We start from the raw sequence: 16530 nt of genomic DNA, 5'->3' as shown, positions 1-16530 counted from the left end.
ATCAGCGGCTGGGCAGCACCTGGGTGCTGTTGCTGCGCAGCACCTTGCCCTGGGCATCAAACACCACGGTGAACAGCATCTTGGTGCTGGGTGGATCGACCCAGCCCCAGTCCCATTCGGCTTCGTTCTTCAGGGGGTAGCTGGTGCGCTTGGCCGGCTGGCCCAGCAGGCGGCGGATCTCCTGCTGGTCCATGCCCGGCTGCACTTTGGCAAAGTAGGCAGGCGCCAGCACCTGGCGCAGCGCGCTCATCTTGCCGTCGGTGCCAATGGTGATCATGTAGTTCTGCGCACCGGCGGGCTGGCGCGTGTACTCCAAGGTGTGCGAGCCATCGGCCTCATCCCAGATCTGGTTGGGCTCGCCAAAACGGTCGCGCACGTCCTGCTCGGTGGAGACATGCTCTTCCAGTTCCTTGATGCGCTGCTGGTCGCAGCCCGCCAAAAACACGGAAACGGCCAGCGCAGAGGCGGCGATTGCAAATTTGGTCAGGAAGGACATGGTCAGGTTCGGTAGAATCCAGGCACAAGAGGTAAATATACGCTATGTCTTTCTTTCGCCGCCCCGACTACCAATCCGACACCACCCAGTTCCTGCTGAAGCTCAAGGCCGACAAGCCCGAGCTGGAACAAGGCCAGCGCGAAGGCCGCGCCCTGCTGTGGGACAAGGATCTGGACCGCCAGCAGCAAGCCGAGTACCAAACTGCACGTGTGGCGCAAAAGCCCTACGTGTACCAAACCAACCACGATTGATCGCCCTGCCCGCTGCCGGCCGCCTGGCCCCGCAGCGGCTTTCGATCCCGTATAGCCCCCGCTCATGGCAACACCCGGCAAGCTGACCACGGCTGAGGACGACGCACGCCCCGCCGCAGGTGCCGCCGCCATGCCCGAGGTGGTGGACCAGGTTGCGCTCGCCCGTCTCTACGGCGAGCCCCTGTTCGCCATGCCGACGGATCTCTACATCCCGCCTGATGCGCTCGAGGTGTTCCTGGAGGCTTTTGAAGGCCCGCTGGACTTGCTGCTCTACCTGATCCGCAAGCAGAACTTCAACATCCTTGACATTCCGATGCTGAGCGTCACCCGCCAGTACCTGAGCTATGTGGACGAGATCCGCAGCCGCAACCTGGAGCTGGCCGCCGAATATCTGCTGATGGCCGCGATGCTGATCGAGATCAAGTCGCGCATGCTGCTACCGCCCAAAAAGCAGGCCGAAGGCGAAGAAGCCGAAGACCCCCGAGCCGAGCTGGTGCGCCGCCTGCTGGAGTACGAGCAGATGAAGCTGGCCGCCCAGGGCCTGGGCGCCGTGCCGCAGTACGGGCGCGATTTCATCAAGGCCCAGGTCTTTATCGAACAGGCACTGCAGCCGCGCTTTCCGGATGTGGAGATGTCCGAACTGCAAGAGGCCTGGCGCGACATCCTCAAGCGCGCCAAGCTGGTGCAGACCCACAAGATCACCCGCGAAGAGCTCTCGGTGCGCGAGTACATGAGCGCCATCCTCAAGCGCCTGCAAGGCCGGCGCTTTGTGGAGTTCGAGGACATCTTTGAGCCGGAAAAAGGCAGCACCGTGCTGGTGGTGACCTTTATCGCGCTGCTGGAGCTGGCCAAGGAAACCTTGATCGAGATCACCCAGGCCGAAGCCTTTGCGCCCATCTATGTGCGGCTGTCGTACACGCCCGTCTGAACCGCTTCAGGCCTGATCCAGCCCCCTCTACCCCGCCTTTATTCCAACGGAGACCACCATGCCGCATCTCGTCATCGAATACACCAACAACCTCGAGAACTTCCCCGAGGCCCATCTGCTCGACGCCCTCAACGCTGCCGTCATCGCCAGCGGCCAGGTGCAGAACGAGCAAGACCTGAAGAGCCGCGTCGTGCGCACCGAGCAGTTCGTCATCGGCGCCGACCCCACCGCACTGCGCGGCTTTGTGCATGCCGAGCTGCGCCTGCTGGCCGGCCGCACGCCCGAGGCCAAGCGCGACCTGTCCGACCGCATCGGCGCCGTGTTGCGCGAGTTCACGCCCCACCCCGAAGGCATGCTGGTGCAGCTGAGCGTGGACATTGTCGACATGGACCGGGGCGCTTACTACAAGGGCTCGCTGTAAGCAGCCTGTAGCGGCCGCGAGCTTCGCGGCGCCGCAATACAAAGGCCTGCCGTCTCTCGCAAGACGGCAGGCCTTTTTCATGCAGCGGCGGTGCCAGGCAGCCGCCTAGGCAGGGTTCAGTGCTCCAGAGGCAGCTGGCCCTTGTTTTCCTTCTCGATGCGGATCTTGCGCATCACGCCATCGGTGGCCTCGGTGACGGCAAACTGCCAGCCATCGATCACCACCACATCGCCTTGCTGGGGCAGCGCACCATTGAACTCGGTGAGCAGACCGCCCAAGGTGGTGAAGGCATCGGCAGACGAGACCAGCTCATTCGAGCCCAGCAGCTGCTGCACCATGTGCACATCGGCGGCGCCGCTGGCGATCCAGGTGTCGGGCTCGCCCTCTACGGCCTGGATCGTGAAGCTCTCGTCCTCGTCGGGGAACTCGCCGGCAATCGCTTCGAGCACATCGACCGGGGTCACCACGCCGCTCATCACATGGAACTCGTTGATGACGATGACCATATGGCCCTTGGACTGGCGCAGGTCGTTGATCAGCGCGATCACGCCAGCGCCCTCGGGCACCATCAGCGGCTTGCGGATGGTGGCGGGCTGGATGGCGCCATGCTGCATCAGGTCCATCAGCATGTCCTTGGCACGCGCCACACCCTGGAGCTGGTCCACATGGCCCATGCACACCGGCAAGTGGCTGTGCGGGTTGTCATTGAGCGAGCGCTGGATAGCCTCGGCATCGTCGCTCAGGTCCACCCAGTCCACGTCCGAGACCGGGGTCATGATCGAGCGCACCTTGCGGTCGGCCAGCGCCAGCACACCACTGACCATGATGCGCTCTTCCGGCGCAAAGGTCAGCTCGGCCTCGGCAGCGGTTGGGTCGTCCTGCGCATGCTCGGTCTGGTCATTGCCGCTGCGGCCGGCCATCAAGGACAGCACCTTCATCGCCGTGCGCTCACGCATCGGCACGCGCTGCTCATGGCGGATCGCGTTGCGTGACGACACCTGGTTGAAGGTCTCGATCAGGATCGAGAAACCAATGGCGGCGTACAGATAGCCCTTGGGCACATGGAAGCCCAGACCTTCGGCCACCAGGCTGAAGCCGATCATCAGCAGGAAGCTCAGGCAGAGGATGACGATGGTCGGGTGCGCATTGACAAAGCGGGTCAGCGGCTTGGAGGCAAACAGCATCACACCGATCGAGATGACGACGGCTGCCATCATCACGCCCAGGTTGTTGACCATGCCCACCGCGGTGATCACGGCATCGAGCGAGAAGACTGCATCCAGCACCACGATCTGCGCGACCACGGCCGAGAAGCTGGCGTAGACCGTGCTGCTCGACTTGCTCATGCTCACGCCTTCCATGCGCTCATGCAGCTCGGTCGTGGCCTTGAACAGCAGGAACAGACCGCCCAGCAGCAAGATCAGGTCGCGCCCCGAAAAACTGAGCGGCCCGACGGAAAACAGCGGTTGTGTGAGGGTAACCAGCCAGGAGATGGCCGTCAGCAGACCCAGTCGCATCACCAGGGCCAGGGACAGGCCGATGACACGTGCCTTGTCCCGCTGGTGAGGCGGCAACTTGTCGGCAAGGATCGCGATAAAGATGAGATTGTCTATGCCCAGAACGATCTCAAGCACCACCAGGGTGAGAAGACCAATCCATATCTGCGGGTCGGAGAGCAGCTCGATCATGCGGCGCTCCCTTCGAGGGGCAGAGACACCGTCAGCGGTGTACTGGGGCTAGAACTAGAGGACAGCGACAGGGTGGTCGCGCACGGGAGAGGCTCAGGGTCCGGGTTGTCGGGCATAAAATCCGAAGGGTTGCTAAACAGCCTCCATCCTAACGTGCGGCACAAAAACCCTTGGAGTCTGGCCCATTCGTCACGAGAGCAACACGCTGCACAAGCCCCCTATCTTGAACGCTCAGCCCTTATGCCTTCTTCTTTGACCGATGAAGATTTGCTCGCGATGGAACAGCGCTTGGCAGCCACGCAAGCAGCGCCATGGACTTCTTATGTTGAAGGTCGCGACCATACATGCGGTTCCGACTTCATCCAAACCGGTGAAGGTGCCGCCCGAGGCGAAGACATCGAACTGAGCGGCGCGACCGTGGCGGACCAGGATTTCATCGCCGCTGCGCGGCAAGACATGCCACGCCTCTTGGCCGAGGTTCGAGCGCTGAGAGAACTGCTGGCGTCTTCCCGCCAGCAATAAGGCTATGGGCCGGCGTCAGGCTGCGGCCAGACCGGCACCGCACCCTGCACCTGCGCCGGAATCCAGCCGCGCAGGCTGTTGAGAAAAGCCCAGGCCTGCACACGCGGTACATCGTTCAACGTCACCACGCCTTCCACCACCTGGCCAGCCTCCAGCGCCAGGCGGCGCCCCACGCCAGGCAGCAGGCCGCAATGCAGCGCGGGCGTGATCCAGCGGCCGTCCAGCTGCATGGCGATATTGCCCCGGGTGGTCTCGGTGATCTCGCCGGCCTCGTTCCACAGCAGGCTGTCGAACACGCTGCTGTCCTGCGGCGCCCAGCGCTCGTAGTGCACGCGGCGGCTGGTCTTGAAGCGCACAAACTCGCCATGGGCCTCGGCCAGCGGCGCGGCCCCCCATTGCAGACTGACCTGCGCAGGCGATGGCGGGCAGGCAAAGGCCTCGGCCTGGAACCTGCCCTGGGCATTGAGCAGCAGGCGCAGGCGCCACAGGCCTTGCGGATGGGCCTGGGCCAGGCCGTCCAAAGCCGCTTGTGCGGCCACCCCATCCCAGCGGTAGCCAAAATGCGCGGCGGCAGCGGCCATGCGCTCCAGGTGCAGCGCGGCATGGCGCAGCTGGCCATCGTCCAGCGCCAGGGTTTCGATCAGCCCAAAGGGCATGCTGGCCCGCTCCAGAAAGGCACGCTTGTGCATCCACTCGCGCCACTCGCCATCCGCCGTGGCATCGGCGGTGATGCCGCTGCCAATGCCGCATTGCAGCTGCGTGCCGCGCAAGGCCACCGTGCGGATGGGGACGTTGAAGGTCGCGCGTAGGCCGCCTGCGCCATCGGAGCGCACAACGCCCAAGGCGCCGCAGTACCAGCCGCGCGGCGCTAGTTCCAACTCGGCAATCGCCTGCATGGCCGCCCGCTTGGGCGCGCCGGTGACCGAGCCGCAGGGGAACAAGGCCTGCATCACATCGACCAGGCCGGTGCCCTGGGGCAGCCGGGCCCGCACATCCGAGGTCATCTGCCATACCGTGGGCAGCGCCTGCAAAGCAAACAGCTGCGGCACCTGCACGCTGCCCAGCTGCGCAATGCGCGCCAGGTCATTGCGCAGCAGGTCGACCACCATCACGTTCTCGGCCCGCTCCTTGGCCGATGCGCGCAAGCCCTGGGCCTGGGCCTCGTCCTGCGCGGGGTTGCTGCCTCTTGCGGCCGTGCCCTTCATCGGGCGGGTGAGGATGTCGCCCGCGCCTTCAGCCGGCTGCTGCCAGTCAAAAAACAGCTCGGGCGATACCGACAGCAGTTGCTCATCGCCCCGGTCGATATGCAGCGCATAGCCGCCGGGCTGGGCCTGCTGCAACGCGGCAAACAGCGCGGAGCCGTCCAGCTGATCGCTGCCGGGCAAGGCGCTGTGGCCTTGCAGCTGCTGGGTGTAGTTGATCTGGTAGTAAGCGCCGTTGCGGATATCGGCATGGATGCGCGCCATCTGCGCATCAAACTGCGGGCGGCTCAGCGTGCTCTGCCATTGCAGTTGCACGGGGGGCGTCTCGGCCTCAGGCAACGGCGCCATGCCAGCGGGTGGCGTATCCCAGACCGCAAACCAGGCCAGGGGCTCGCCGCTGGGCGCGGCCTGTGTGGGCAAATAGGGGTTCAGCGCCGAGGCGGCCTCATAGCGCAGACCACCGACGCAGCAGGCGCCCGCACGCGCAGCCTGCTCCACGGCATCCAGCAAGGCGCGCAGGCATGCTGCATCCTTTGCCTCCAGCACCCGGTCCGGGCCGGACAGGGCCAGGCGCAGGCGCTCGGCACCGGACAAGGGCTGGCCCATATCGATGCGGGCAGAAAAGGGCTTGTGCGCTGTCATAGGGGCGCCAGCATAGCGGCGCCGCCTTGTCCTTGCAGGACAATAGCCATCTGTCCGCTCCCTGCCTGCCCCGTGTCCTCTGCCCCGCGCCGCCTCCAATGCCCCCGCTGCTACCGTCCGCAAAGCGCCTGTATCTGCGCGCTGGCGCAGCCGCTGCAGGCTGTCACCCAGGTGCTGATCCTGCAGCACCCGCTGGAGCTGCAAGAAGCCAAGGGCACCGCGCGCCTGCTGCACCTCTGCCTTCCGGGCAGCCGGCTGGAAGTGGGCGAGGCCTTTGCGCCGCAGCAGCTGGAGCAATGGCTGTACGGCGCCTGGCCCGGCGCAGAAGCCCCCCAGCATACCCTGCTGCTCTACCCCCAGACACCCGACCAGCCCGCCGCCCTGATGGCGCTGACGGACCGCGACACGCCAGCACCCGTCCAGCGCCTGGTGCTGATCGACGGCACCTGGCGCAAGAGCCGCAAGATGCTCTATGCAAACCCGCTGCTGGCCCGGTTGCCCCGCCTGGCGTTGACCGATACCGGGCCGGCCGGCTACCGCATCCGCAAGGCGCCGCGCGCAGGCCAGCTCTCGACCCTGGAAGCAGCCGCGCTGGCGCTGCAACAGCTGGAGGCCTGGCCCGATGGCGCCCCGCCGCTGCAGGCGCTGCAGCAGTCCTTTGACGGCCTGATCGCACAGTACGAACGCCTGCGTGCGGCACATTAATAATTGGCGCCCTGGCGACAATGCGCCCGCCTGCGCGCCCGTGGGTGAGCGCGCACTCGGAGATACTCCAGGCCATTGCTTATCCTCGTATTTCCATTTCTCTGACGGAGCCCTTTCCATGAAGTTCGCAACCCTCACCCTGCTCAGCGCCGCGCTGTGCGCCGCCGGCCTGGCCCAGGCCGCTGCCCCCTCCGATGCCGCCGTGCAAAAAGCCAGCAGCGCCAGCCTGCGTGAATGGATCGAGGTGCTGGCTCTGCCCAATGACTCGAACGTGGCGGCCGACATCGAGAAGAATGCGCAGTGGTTCAAGGCGGCGCTGGAGAAGCGCGGCTTCCAGGCCCAGCTGCTGCCCAACCAGGGCAAGCCCATGGTGCTGGCCACCCTGCCCCCGGTGCCCGGCGCCACCAAGACGGTGCTGTTCTACGGACATATGGATGGCCAGGCAGTGACGCCGTCCGAATGGCAGCAGGAGAGCCCCTGGAAGCCGGTGCTGAAGGAGCGCCAGGCCGATGGTTCCTGGAAAGAGATTGCGCTGGACCAGCTCTACGGCGCCCAGCCCAACCCCGAGTGGCGCGTGTTTGGCCGTTCTTCGTCCGATGACAAGGCCCCCATCATCATGCTGATGGCCGCCATCGATGCGCTGCAGCAGCAGGGCCTGGCGCCCAGCACCAATATCAAGATACTGCTCGACTCCGAAGAGGAAAAAGGCTCGCCATCGCTGGGCGGCGTCATCAACGCCAACCTGGATGCCTTGAAGGCCGATGCACTGCTGGTGCTCGATGGCCCCATGCATGCCAGCAACCGCCCGACCCTGGTGTTTGGCAACCGGGGCGTGGCCCAGGCCACCTTGACCATCTATGGCCCCAGCCAGGATCTGCACAGCGGCCACTACGGCAACTATGCCGCCAACCCCGCGTTCACGATGGCGCAGTTGCTCGCCTCGATGAAGGCGCCCGATGGCCGCGTGCTCGTCAAGGGCTACTACGACGGCATCAGCTTTGATGCCCAGACCCAGGCGGTGATGAAGGCCGTGCCCGATGACGAGACCGCGCTGCGCAAGCGCCTGGGCATTGCCCAGGCCGAGAAGGTGGGCAACAACTACCAGGAAGCGATGCAGTACCCCTCGCTCAATGTGCGCGGCCTGCAAAGTGCGGACGTGGGCGCCAAGGCCCGTACCGTGGTGCCCGCCCAGGCGATTGCCGAGCTGGACCTGCGCACGGTGCCCGAGACTCCACCCGAGCGCCTGCTGCAGCTGCTCAAGACCCATATCGAAGGCCAGGGCTTCACCCTGATTGACGGCGAGCCCAGCGCCGAGCAGCGCGCCCAGTACCCCAAGCTGGCGAGCCTGAAGATGGGCGGCGTATCGGCCTCGTCCAGCGCCGTGCGTACCGACCTGAACGCCCCCATTGGCGACTGGCTGCGCCAAGGCATGCAGCAGGCCTGGGGCCAGGCGCCTGTGCAGATCCGCATGATGGGCGGCACGGTGCCCACCGGCGCTGCGGTGCAGGCGCTGAAGGTGCCCTTTGTGATCGTGCCCATGGTCAATGCCGACAACAACCAGCACAGCAAGAACGAGAACATGCGCCTGGGCAACTACTTCGATGGCGTCAAGAGCCTGGCATCCATCCTGAGCCAGCCCTGGAAATAAGCCACAAAAAAGGCCCCCAGCGCATGGGGGCCTGCTGTGCGTAGCGGTTCAGCTCAGCGCTGCGTTGGCACACCATCCTTCCACTGCGGCCAGTCCTTGACCACCGTGTCGACAAAGACGCCGCCCACGGCCGCCACATTGGCCACCGTTTCGGCAAAGCCGCCTGCGGTTTCGCCGGGCTTGGGGTCCAGGTGGGCCTGGGTGGTTTCCTGCGGGTTTCCCTGGTCAAAATTGACCGAGCCGCGCAGGCTCAGAATCCGGTCCGTGCCATGGCTGCGCTTGAGCACCAGCGCAATGGCGGCGGCCTCCATCTCGGTGGCGACATAGTCGTCCGCACCATAGAGCTTGGCGATGTACTGCGCCTCCTTGGACAGACCCGGGCCATGGAAGAAGGTGTCGCCCGTCATGTGCGTACCCACATGCACGCTGGGCGCCTTGCGGGCCGCCGCATCGGGGTAGCGCATGCGGTAGCGCTGGGCCGATTCGCTGTCCTGCAGCGGCACCGCGCGGGTCATCGCATAGGCGGCTTGGGTCAGGGCCGGGTTCAGCGCAAAGCGGCGGTAGTCCTCATAGCCCTTGCGCGGCATAAAGACGGGCGCGCCCGCCTGGCCCTCTTCCGGCGCCCAGCGGTGGCCCAGGTCGTAGTCGACCAGCCAGCTGCCCCAGGTCACATCGCCTATGGTGCCGCGCAATGGCGGAGTGCCGGCCACGCCGCTGATCACATAGTAGGCCTGGTCAAAATTGAACTGCGGGTTCAGCACGATGGCCTGCATCGAGGCCGAGGCATTGACCTTGCCCATGCCCAGCACGCTGCCGCAGACGCCATCGGCATTGCAGAACACCGGCCCCAGCGCGCCCGGCACCTGGATAGGCTTGGCATGGCGGAAATAGCGTTCATACCAGTGCTGGAACTCGCCGGCCCGGTCGCCGGTGTTGGCACCGATCTCGAACATGGCCGCCACAAATACCTTCACCTGGACCGGTGGCGCGGCCTGAGCCACTCGCGGCGACTGGGGCGGCTGGCTGCCGGTGCTGGCGCAACCTGAGAGCAGCGCCAGCAACAGGGCACTGGCGCACAACGGTCGGGCGAGAGAGCGAAGCGGGGCACGGGACATGGGGTATTTCTCCTGGTCAGACCACCGGTATATCAGCGGCATATCAGCGCGATCCGGCGTGCTGCGCATTGTAGGTCGGCAGCCTGGCTGCGGCCTGGCCCAGCGCTGTCACCAAGGCATCGACCTCGGGGACCGCTGCCCGGTGCAGCGGCAGCAGCACCTGGGTGCGGAACGGAATCGAAAAGGCCAGCGGCCGCTGCACCAGGCCCTGGCCCATGCAGGCCTGCGCGGTGAAGGGGTTCACGATGGCCAGGCCCAGGCCGTTTTGCACCATCGCACATACCGCCACGGCACTGTGCGTCTCCAGCAGCATCTGCCGGCCCACGCCGGCATCGGCAAACACCTGGTCGATCTGGATGCGGTAGGGGTCGCCCTCGGCCAGGCTGATAAAGGCCTGGTCCGCAAAGTCAGCAGGCTCCAGCCTGGGCTTGCGCGCAAGCGGGTGACCAGCGGGCAGCACCGCCACCTCGTCCAGTGCCGGCAAGGCCACGGCGCGCGTGCCGGCCGGTGCCTCGCCCTGCTCGGTCAGGCCCAGGTCATAGCGCTGGGCCGCCATCCATTGCTGCAACAGCGGCGCCTCCTGCGTGGCGACGCTGACCGCCACCGGCCCCTGCGCCTGCTGCATCTGCGCTAGCGCCGCCGGCAGCAGCGCATGGCTGAGTGCCGGCATGCTCAGCACGCTGATGCGCGCCGCTTGGGGGCGCGACAGCGCCACCGCCCGGTCAATCACCCGGTCCAGCCCCTGCCAGCTGCGCTGCACCTCTTCCCACAGCGCCAAGGCGCGTGCATTGGGCCGCAGCCTGCCTTGCACCCGCTCAAACAGCGGGTAGCCCAGCAGCTGCTCCATGCGCGCCAGATCGCGGCTCACCGTGGGCTGGGAGCTGAACAGCAGGCCCGCCGCGCCGGTCACCCCGCCCGCCAGCATGACGGCGCGGAACACCTCGATATGGCGGTGCTGCAGCCGCGGCGCTAAGGGGCTGGGCTCCCGGGATGGATCGGCAGCGGACGGAGCGGGGGTGGGCGAACGGGGCATGGCGAGGCGGCACGGCAAGAAAGACATATCCATTATGAATGACATGCCGATAAATAAGCATTAGACCAAATACCCCGCCCCAGGCACACTGGGCGGCTGATTTCTCCAATCTCTCCGACTCCCCGATTCCAAGCCCTGCGGCACACCGACTATGAGCAACCCCTTTACCCCCGATCTGCTGTGGCAGCTGGCCGATGACTTCAACACCCCCCTGTGGGTGTATGACGCGGACACCATCCGCCAGCGCATTGCCGAGCTGCAGGCCTTCGACACCGTGCGCTTTGCGCAAAAGGCCTGCTCCAACATCCATGTGCTGCAGCTGATGCGTGCGCAAGGCGTCAAGGTGGATGCGGTCTCGCGCGGTGAAGTGCTGCGCGCGCTGGCAGCCGGCTACCAGGGCGGTTTTGGCGAGCCGTCCGACATCGTGTTCACCGCCGATGTGATGGACGAGGCCACCCTGGCCACCGTGGTCGAGCACCAAATCCCCGTCAATGCCGGCTCCATCGACATGCTGCACCAGCTGGGCCAGGCATCCCCCGGCCATGCGGTCTGGCTGCGCATCAACCCCGGCTTTGGCCATGGCCACAGCAACAAGACCAATACCGGTGGCGAGCACAGCAAGCACGGCATCTGGCACAGCGACCTGACGATGGCGCTGGCGGTGATCGCCGAGCGCGGCCTGCAACTGGTGGGCCTGCACATGCACATCGGCTCGGGCGTGGACTATGGCCACTTGCAGGAAGTCTGCGGCGCCATGGTGCAGCTGGTGCAGCGCACCCACACGGCCGGCCACCGCCTGCAGGCCATCTCGGCCGGCGGCGGCCTGTCCATCCCCTACAAAGAGGGCGACGCGACCATCGATACCCAGCACTACTTTGGCCTCTGGGATACGGCACGCAAGCAGGCCGAGGCACTGGTGGGCCACCACCTGGGCCTGGAGCTGGAGCCAGGCCGCTACCTGGTGGCCGAATCGGGTGTGCTGCTGGGCACCGTACGTGCCACCAAGGATGCCGGCAGCAACCACTTTGTGCTGGTCGATACCGGCTTCAACGAGCTGATGCGTCCGTCGATGTACGGCAGCTACCACGGCATGCATGTGCAGCGCCGTGGCGTGGGCGTGCTGCCTGCGCAGGGCGAAGCCGTCGTCGCCGGTCCGCTCTGCGAATCCGGTGATGTCTTCACCCAGGGCGAATCCGGCGTGGTGCTGCCCCGTCCGCTGGGCGATGCCCAGGTGGGCGATCTGCTGGTGATCCACGACACCGGTGCCTACGGCGCCTCGATGTCCAGCAACTACAACAGCCGCCCGCTGGCGGCCGAGGTGCTGGTCGACGACGGGAAGGCGCGCCTCATCCGCCGCCGCCAGACGGTGGACGAGCTGCTGGCGCTGGAACTCGGCCTCTGATCAGCGTGGGGCCGCGCGCCATGGCGTCATCGCCGCATCCAGGCGCGGCGATTGCATGGCCCCGACATTGCAGCGCGACCAGCGCGAGGTGGCACTGCTGTCCAGGCTGAACACCCGGCCCGGCGCCATCGTCACCTGCCTTGCCAGCAACGCGCTGGCCAGCTGGGCCGAATCCTCGCAACCGGGGAAGGCCGCCCAGAGGTAGAGCGACTGCTCGCTGCGCGCAAACACCTCGCAGCCCTGGCGGTCCATCCAGTCCAGCGCCTGCGCCGTGGCCTGGCCCAGGCGCCCGCGCAGCCGCACCAGGTGCCGCTCATACTGGCCCTCGCGCAGCATCACATCGACCATGCGCTCGCAGTACTCCGAACCGCTCACATGGATAAGGCTGCGCAGATCGGCCAGGTCGCTGGCCAGATCAGGATGGCAGGCGATAAAGCCCACCCGCAGCGCCGCCGAGAACGACTTGGAAAAACTCCCGATGTAGATGGTGCGCGCCAGCTGGTCCAGCACCGACAGGCGCGTGGCCGAGGTCGGTTTGAAATCGGCCAGCGGGTCGTTTTCAACGATCAGCATCTGCTGCTGGCCCGCCAGCTGCAAGATGCGGTAGGCCTTGGCGGCGCTCAGGTCCGAGCCCGTGGGGTTGTGCGCCAGGGATTGGGTAAAGAACAGGCGCGGGCGCTCGGTCTGCAGCAAGCGCTCCAGCGCCTGCACATCCGGGCCATCGGCCTGGCGCGGCACGCCCAGCACGCGCGCGCCGGCCAGCTGGAGCTTGCCAAACAGCAGGTAATAGCCGGGGTCGTCCACCAGCACGGTCGTGCCCGGCGTCACCCAGTGGCGGATGACCAGGTCGAGTGCGTCATTGGCCCCCTGGGTCAGCAGCAACTGCTGGGGTGTCACCCCCAGGCCGAACATGCCGAGCTTGCGCACCAGGCTGTCGCGCAAGGGCGCATAGCCCATGCGGCTGCCGTAGCGGAACAGCGCGCCCAGCCCCGTGCGCACCACTTTCTGGTGGTAGCGGTCCAGGCGCATATCGGCCAGCCAGTCGATCGGCGGAAAACCATCTCCCAGCGCCAGCGCATCGGGCTGGGTCTTGAGCTGCTCACGCATCAGCCAGACCACATCCATCGCGCGCTGCAGCGGTGCTGTGCCCTCCCCCGCAGCCAGGCCCGCCACCGGCCGCTGGGCCAGCACATAAAAGCCCGAGCCCCGCCGCGCCTCCACCAGACCGCGCGATACCAGCAGCTCAAAGGCCGCCACCACGGTGTTCTTGGCATAGCCATGCAGCTGCGCCAGTGCGCGCAAGGAAGGCAGCTTGTCGCCCGCGCGCAGCACGCCGTCGGCAATCTGCCGGCCCAGCATGGCGGCCAGGTTTTCAGCAATCGAGGCCTTGCGGCCGGTGGCGGTGGGCATGGGTGCTCCTAGGGAAAAGCCGAGGCCGATGCTGCATTGCAGCAGCACTGTCCCGGCAAACTGTACCTGTCTACAGCGGTACAGTTTAGGTAGATTGCGGGCTGGACCTCAACGCATTCCAGCAAAAAATCACCAGGAGACACCATGGCCACCGATTCCCGCCTGCCGCAGTTCCGCGCCCTCAGCCCCGCCCAGCGCTGGGATGTCATCGCCAAGGCCTGCCAGCTGAGCGACGAAGACCACGCGCTGCTGACCCAGCCAGGGGCCCTGCCCAGCAGCGTGGCTGACGGCATGATCGAAAACGTGATCGGCACCTTTGAGCTGCCGATGGGCGTGGCCGGCAACTTCCAGATCAATGGCCGCGATGTGCTGGTGCCGCTGGCGGTTGAAGAGCCCTCGATCATCGCGGCAGCCTCGTACATGGCCAAGCTGGCACGCGAGGACGGGGGTTTTCAGACCTCCAGCACCCAGCCGCTGATGCGCGCCCAGGTGCAGATCGTCGGCATCCAGGACCCCTATGGCGTGCGGCTGGCGCTGTACCAGGCGCGTGCCCAGATCCTGGAGCTGGCCAACAGCCGCGACAAGGTGCTGATCGGCCTGGGTGGCGGCTGCAAGGACATCGAGGTCCATGTCTTCCCCGACTCGCCCCGGGGCCCCATGGTGGTCATGCACCTGATCGTTGATGTGCGCGATGCGATGGGCGCCAACACCGTCAACACCATGGCCGAATCGGTCTCGCCGCTGGTCGAGCAAATCACCGGCGGCTCGGTGCGGCTGCGCATTCTGTCCAACCTGGCCGATCTGCGCCTGGCCCGCGCCCGCGTGCGCCTGACGCCCCAGACCCTGAAGACCGCCGAGCGCAGTGGCGAGGAAATCATCGAGGGTGTGCTCGACGCCTACACCTTTGCCGCCATCGACCCCTACCGCGCCGCGACCCACAACAAAGGCATCATGAACGGCATCGACCCGGTCATCGTCGCCACCGGCAACGACTGGCGCGCGGTGGAGGCCGGCGCCCATGCCTATGCGAGCCGCAACGGGCGTTACACCTCGCTCACCACCTGGGAGAAAGACGGCAGCGGCGCGCTGGTCGGCACCATCGAGCTGCCCATGCCCGTGGGCCTGGTCGGCGGCGCCACCAAGACGCATCCGCTGGCACGCCTGGCGCTGAAGATCATGGACGTGAAATCGGCCCAGGAGCTGGGCGAGATTGCCGCCGCCGTGGGCCTGGCGCAAAACCTGGGCGCCTTGCGCGCGCTGGCCACCGAGGGCATCCAGCGCGGCCACATGGCATTGCATGCCCGCAATATTGCGCTGGTGGCAGGGGCCGTGGGTGAGGAGGTCGACCAAGTCGCCAAGCGCTTGGCCGCCGAACACGATGTGCGCACCGACCGCGCACTGGAGATACTGGCTGAGTTGCGCCAAGCTTGAAGGCCGCAGCCGCAAAACCCGAGCATGACTCCGTGCCTGCGGCCTTTCAGTCCAGAGACGCAGACCTCCAGCCAAGCAGCCGCTTGGCTGGGTTATTCATCGCACTGTTGCGCCTCATACACACGATCACGCAGGGCAGAACGGTTACATCGACAGGTGCATTGATTCACATACCCATTGCGCCGTAGACCCTCAAGCCAGGCCTCAAGCATGCTGCGCTAGCGCTTGTTCGTTGCGCGAACGGTGTGAGAGAGCGCCCACCTAAAAATTTTCATTCTTTGAGGAGTGAGGCAGCCCACGCCGCATTTCTAAACGCGCAAAAGTAGCTCCGCAGAATGCATATTACATATACCATTCAACAATTTACATAAAAATGCAATTTTAAGTTTTATTGATAATTCAAATTAAATATAAATTCTTGATAGCAATAGACTTGCAATCTTTCTACGTCTAAAGAAAGATTAAAGATGTTTACACGATGGATAGCTGCCGCCGCCTTCCTGTCCGCTTGCCAATGGGCCAGCGCACAACCCAGCCCCTACATTCCCACGTTCAGTTGTCAGTCCAGCAACGCCATCCTCAACACCGGCTTTGACTATGAAGCCGGGCAGCCCCTTCCCAACGGGAGCCCAGACACCCAATGGTGGGTGTCTTCCAGCCAGTCCGATCCCACCGGCGCGCTAGGACCTGCAGCAGATGCAAGCTGGAAGCCCAGCAGCGTTCCCTTCTCTGCCAGCCTGCCTGCGGCGTGGGTATCCGGCGCCTCCCTTGGCGGCCAGACCAACTGGATCTCTCCACTGCCCAATGCCACCACAGCTCCAGGTCCTTACCCCTTCCGGCCGAGAGTCACAAACTACTACCGCATGCAGTTCAACCTGCCGGCCAATGTCTCCCCCAGCGCATTGAAGCTGAGCATGGATTACTACAGTGACGACTCCATGCTCGGCGTCACCATCAATGGGGTGTTCCAGGCTTTGCCGCCCGCTGGTTTTGCACCCGGCAATCAAGGAACCGCCGAGCTGGACGGCCCCTGGCATGGCGGCCTGAACACCCTGACCTTCTCGGTCAGTGATGTAGGCTGGGGCTCGGGCATGCTCGCGTATATCCAGCCGGGTGATGTGCTATGCGAAACCTCGTTGACGATCGAGCAGACCATTGACCAGCCCACCTATGCACCGGCACAGACGGCACACTACACCGTAACCATCCGCAATCCTGGCCCGTCCGATGCCAGTTTGGTCACCCTCAGCCATGACATGCCAGCAGCGCTGAGCAACGGCACCTGGTCCTGCACGGCGACCAACGGTGCTGTCTGCCCAGCTGACCTGGCCAATGCCCCCTTCAGCTTTGGCCTGCCTTCCGGTGGAGCACTGGTCTTTGCTCTTTCGGGCACCGTGGCTGCTTCGGGCAGCCTGCTCAGCCAGGCAAGTATCGATGCTGGTCCCGGCGCCATCTGTGATGCCAGCACAGGCTGCACGGCGAGCGCAGATGCCAACGTCGTGGTGTCGCCAGAGCTAGACCCGAAGCCCGTTCCGGTGCCTGGTTTGGGCCCCTGGGCATTGGTGCTCCTGTCCCTGCTGAGTGTCGCACTCGCATCCATAGCGACCACCCAGTACCAGCGCCGCCGATAAGAGCG

The 16530-nt window shown here is 65.4% G+C and carries 15 protein-coding genes; 9 read left to right on the top strand and 6 right to left on the bottom strand.

The annotated features are described in order from the left end of the window. Nucleotide 1 precedes the first annotated feature (1 nt). Nucleotides 2–496, bottom strand: a complete 495-nt coding sequence (locus EDF71_RS04150) for an outer membrane protein assembly factor BamE (protein WP_133855367.1) — start codon at nucleotides 494–496, stop codon at nucleotides 2–4. 44 nt (nucleotides 497–540) lie between these two features. Here EDF71_RS04150 and EDF71_RS04145 point away from each other — a divergent pair, with 44 nt between their 5' ends. The 3 genes from EDF71_RS04145 to EDF71_RS04135 all read left to right on the top strand — a co-directional run bounded on the left by EDF71_RS04145 (nucleotide 541) and on the right by EDF71_RS04135 (nucleotide 2096). Beyond that, the gene (locus tag EDF71_RS04145) at nucleotides 541–747 is read left to right on the top strand and encodes a DUF3460 family protein (RefSeq protein ID WP_021026491.1); all 207 of its coding nucleotides are present in this window, start codon (nucleotides 541–543) and stop codon (nucleotides 745–747) included. Between the two features lie 130 nt (nucleotides 748–877). Beyond that, nucleotides 878–1675, top strand: a complete 798-nt coding sequence (locus EDF71_RS04140; protein ID WP_230775496.1) for a ScpA family protein — start codon at nucleotides 878–880, stop codon at nucleotides 1673–1675. A gap of 58 nt (nucleotides 1676–1733) precedes the next feature. After that, a complete protein-coding gene (locus EDF71_RS04135) occupies nucleotides 1734–2096 on the top strand; it encodes a 5-carboxymethyl-2-hydroxymuconate Delta-isomerase (RefSeq protein ID WP_133855365.1) in 363 nt (120 codons plus the stop codon). 116 nt (nucleotides 2097–2212) lie between these two features. On the opposite strand, the gene EDF71_RS04130 is transcribed toward EDF71_RS04135, so the two are convergent. Further along, a complete protein-coding gene (locus tag EDF71_RS04130; protein WP_133855502.1) occupies nucleotides 2213–3781 on the bottom strand; it encodes a transporter associated domain-containing protein in 1569 nt (522 codons plus the stop codon). A 243-nt stretch (nucleotides 3782–4024) separates the two neighbouring features. Between EDF71_RS04130 and EDF71_RS04125 the strand changes: the two genes are divergently transcribed. Beyond that, complete coding sequence (locus tag EDF71_RS04125; protein WP_166656446.1) at nucleotides 4025–4306, top strand: hypothetical protein; 282 nt, start codon at nucleotides 4025–4027, stop codon at nucleotides 4304–4306. Between the two features lie 2 nt (nucleotides 4307–4308). Here EDF71_RS04125 and EDF71_RS04120 read toward each other — a convergent pair whose 3' ends face one another. Then, nucleotides 4309–6150: a chorismate-binding protein gene (locus EDF71_RS04120; protein ID WP_133855364.1), complete on the bottom strand. Its 1842-nt coding sequence runs from the start codon at nucleotides 6148–6150 to the stop codon at nucleotides 4309–4311. A 72-nt stretch (nucleotides 6151–6222) separates the two neighbouring features. Between EDF71_RS04120 and EDF71_RS04115 the strand changes: the two genes are divergently transcribed. After that, on the top strand, nucleotides 6223–6855 hold the full coding sequence (locus EDF71_RS04115; protein ID WP_133855363.1) for a tRNA-uridine aminocarboxypropyltransferase: 633 nt from the start codon (nucleotides 6223–6225) through the stop codon (nucleotides 6853–6855). Nucleotides 6856–6973: 118 nt separating this feature from the next. After that, nucleotides 6974–8503: a M20/M25/M40 family metallo-hydrolase gene (locus EDF71_RS04110; protein ID WP_133855362.1), complete on the top strand. Its 1530-nt coding sequence runs from the start codon at nucleotides 6974–6976 to the stop codon at nucleotides 8501–8503. A 53-nt stretch (nucleotides 8504–8556) separates the two neighbouring features. Here the strand turns inward: EDF71_RS04110 and EDF71_RS04105 are convergent, their stop codons facing one another. Further along, on the bottom strand, nucleotides 8557–9618 hold the full coding sequence (locus EDF71_RS04105) for a purine nucleoside permease (RefSeq protein ID WP_133855361.1): 1062 nt from the start codon (nucleotides 9616–9618) through the stop codon (nucleotides 8557–8559). A 43-nt stretch (nucleotides 9619–9661) separates the two neighbouring features. Continuing rightward, the gene (locus tag EDF71_RS04100) at nucleotides 9662–10651 is read right to left on the bottom strand and encodes a LysR family transcriptional regulator (protein WP_133855360.1); all 990 of its coding nucleotides are present in this window, start codon (nucleotides 10649–10651) and stop codon (nucleotides 9662–9664) included. Nucleotides 10652–10802: 151 nt separating this feature from the next. Between EDF71_RS04100 and lysA the strand changes: the two genes are divergently transcribed. Further along, nucleotides 10803–12053: a diaminopimelate decarboxylase gene (gene lysA / locus EDF71_RS04095; RefSeq protein WP_133855359.1), complete on the top strand. Its 1251-nt coding sequence runs from the start codon at nucleotides 10803–10805 to the stop codon at nucleotides 12051–12053. Here lysA and EDF71_RS04090 read toward each other — a convergent pair whose 3' ends face one another. Beyond that, nucleotides 12054–13463 carry a PLP-dependent aminotransferase family protein gene (locus tag EDF71_RS04090; protein ID WP_133855358.1) on the bottom strand — a complete coding sequence of 470 codons (1410 nt, stop codon included), beginning with the start codon at nucleotides 13461–13463 and terminating at the stop codon, nucleotides 12054–12056. A 144-nt stretch (nucleotides 13464–13607) separates the two neighbouring features. On the opposite strand from EDF71_RS04090, the gene EDF71_RS04085 reads away from it, so the two are divergent. After that, complete coding sequence (locus tag EDF71_RS04085; protein ID WP_133855357.1) at nucleotides 13608–14894, top strand: hydroxymethylglutaryl-CoA reductase, degradative; 1287 nt, start codon at nucleotides 13608–13610, stop codon at nucleotides 14892–14894. Between the two features lie 467 nt (nucleotides 14895–15361). Beyond that, nucleotides 15362–16525 (top strand): DUF11 domain-containing protein, encoded by a 1164-nt coding sequence (locus EDF71_RS04080; protein WP_133855356.1) that lies wholly within the window; start codon nucleotides 15362–15364, stop codon nucleotides 16523–16525. Nucleotides 16526–16530 lie beyond the last annotated feature (5 nt).

The organism is Comamonas sp. JUb58 (assembly GCF_004364775.1).
Lineage (GTDB): Bacteria > Pseudomonadota > Gammaproteobacteria > Burkholderiales > Burkholderiaceae_C > Comamonas.
The sequence above is the reverse complement of the archived record's forward strand: the minus strand, read 5'-3'. Positions and strand labels throughout refer to the sequence as shown.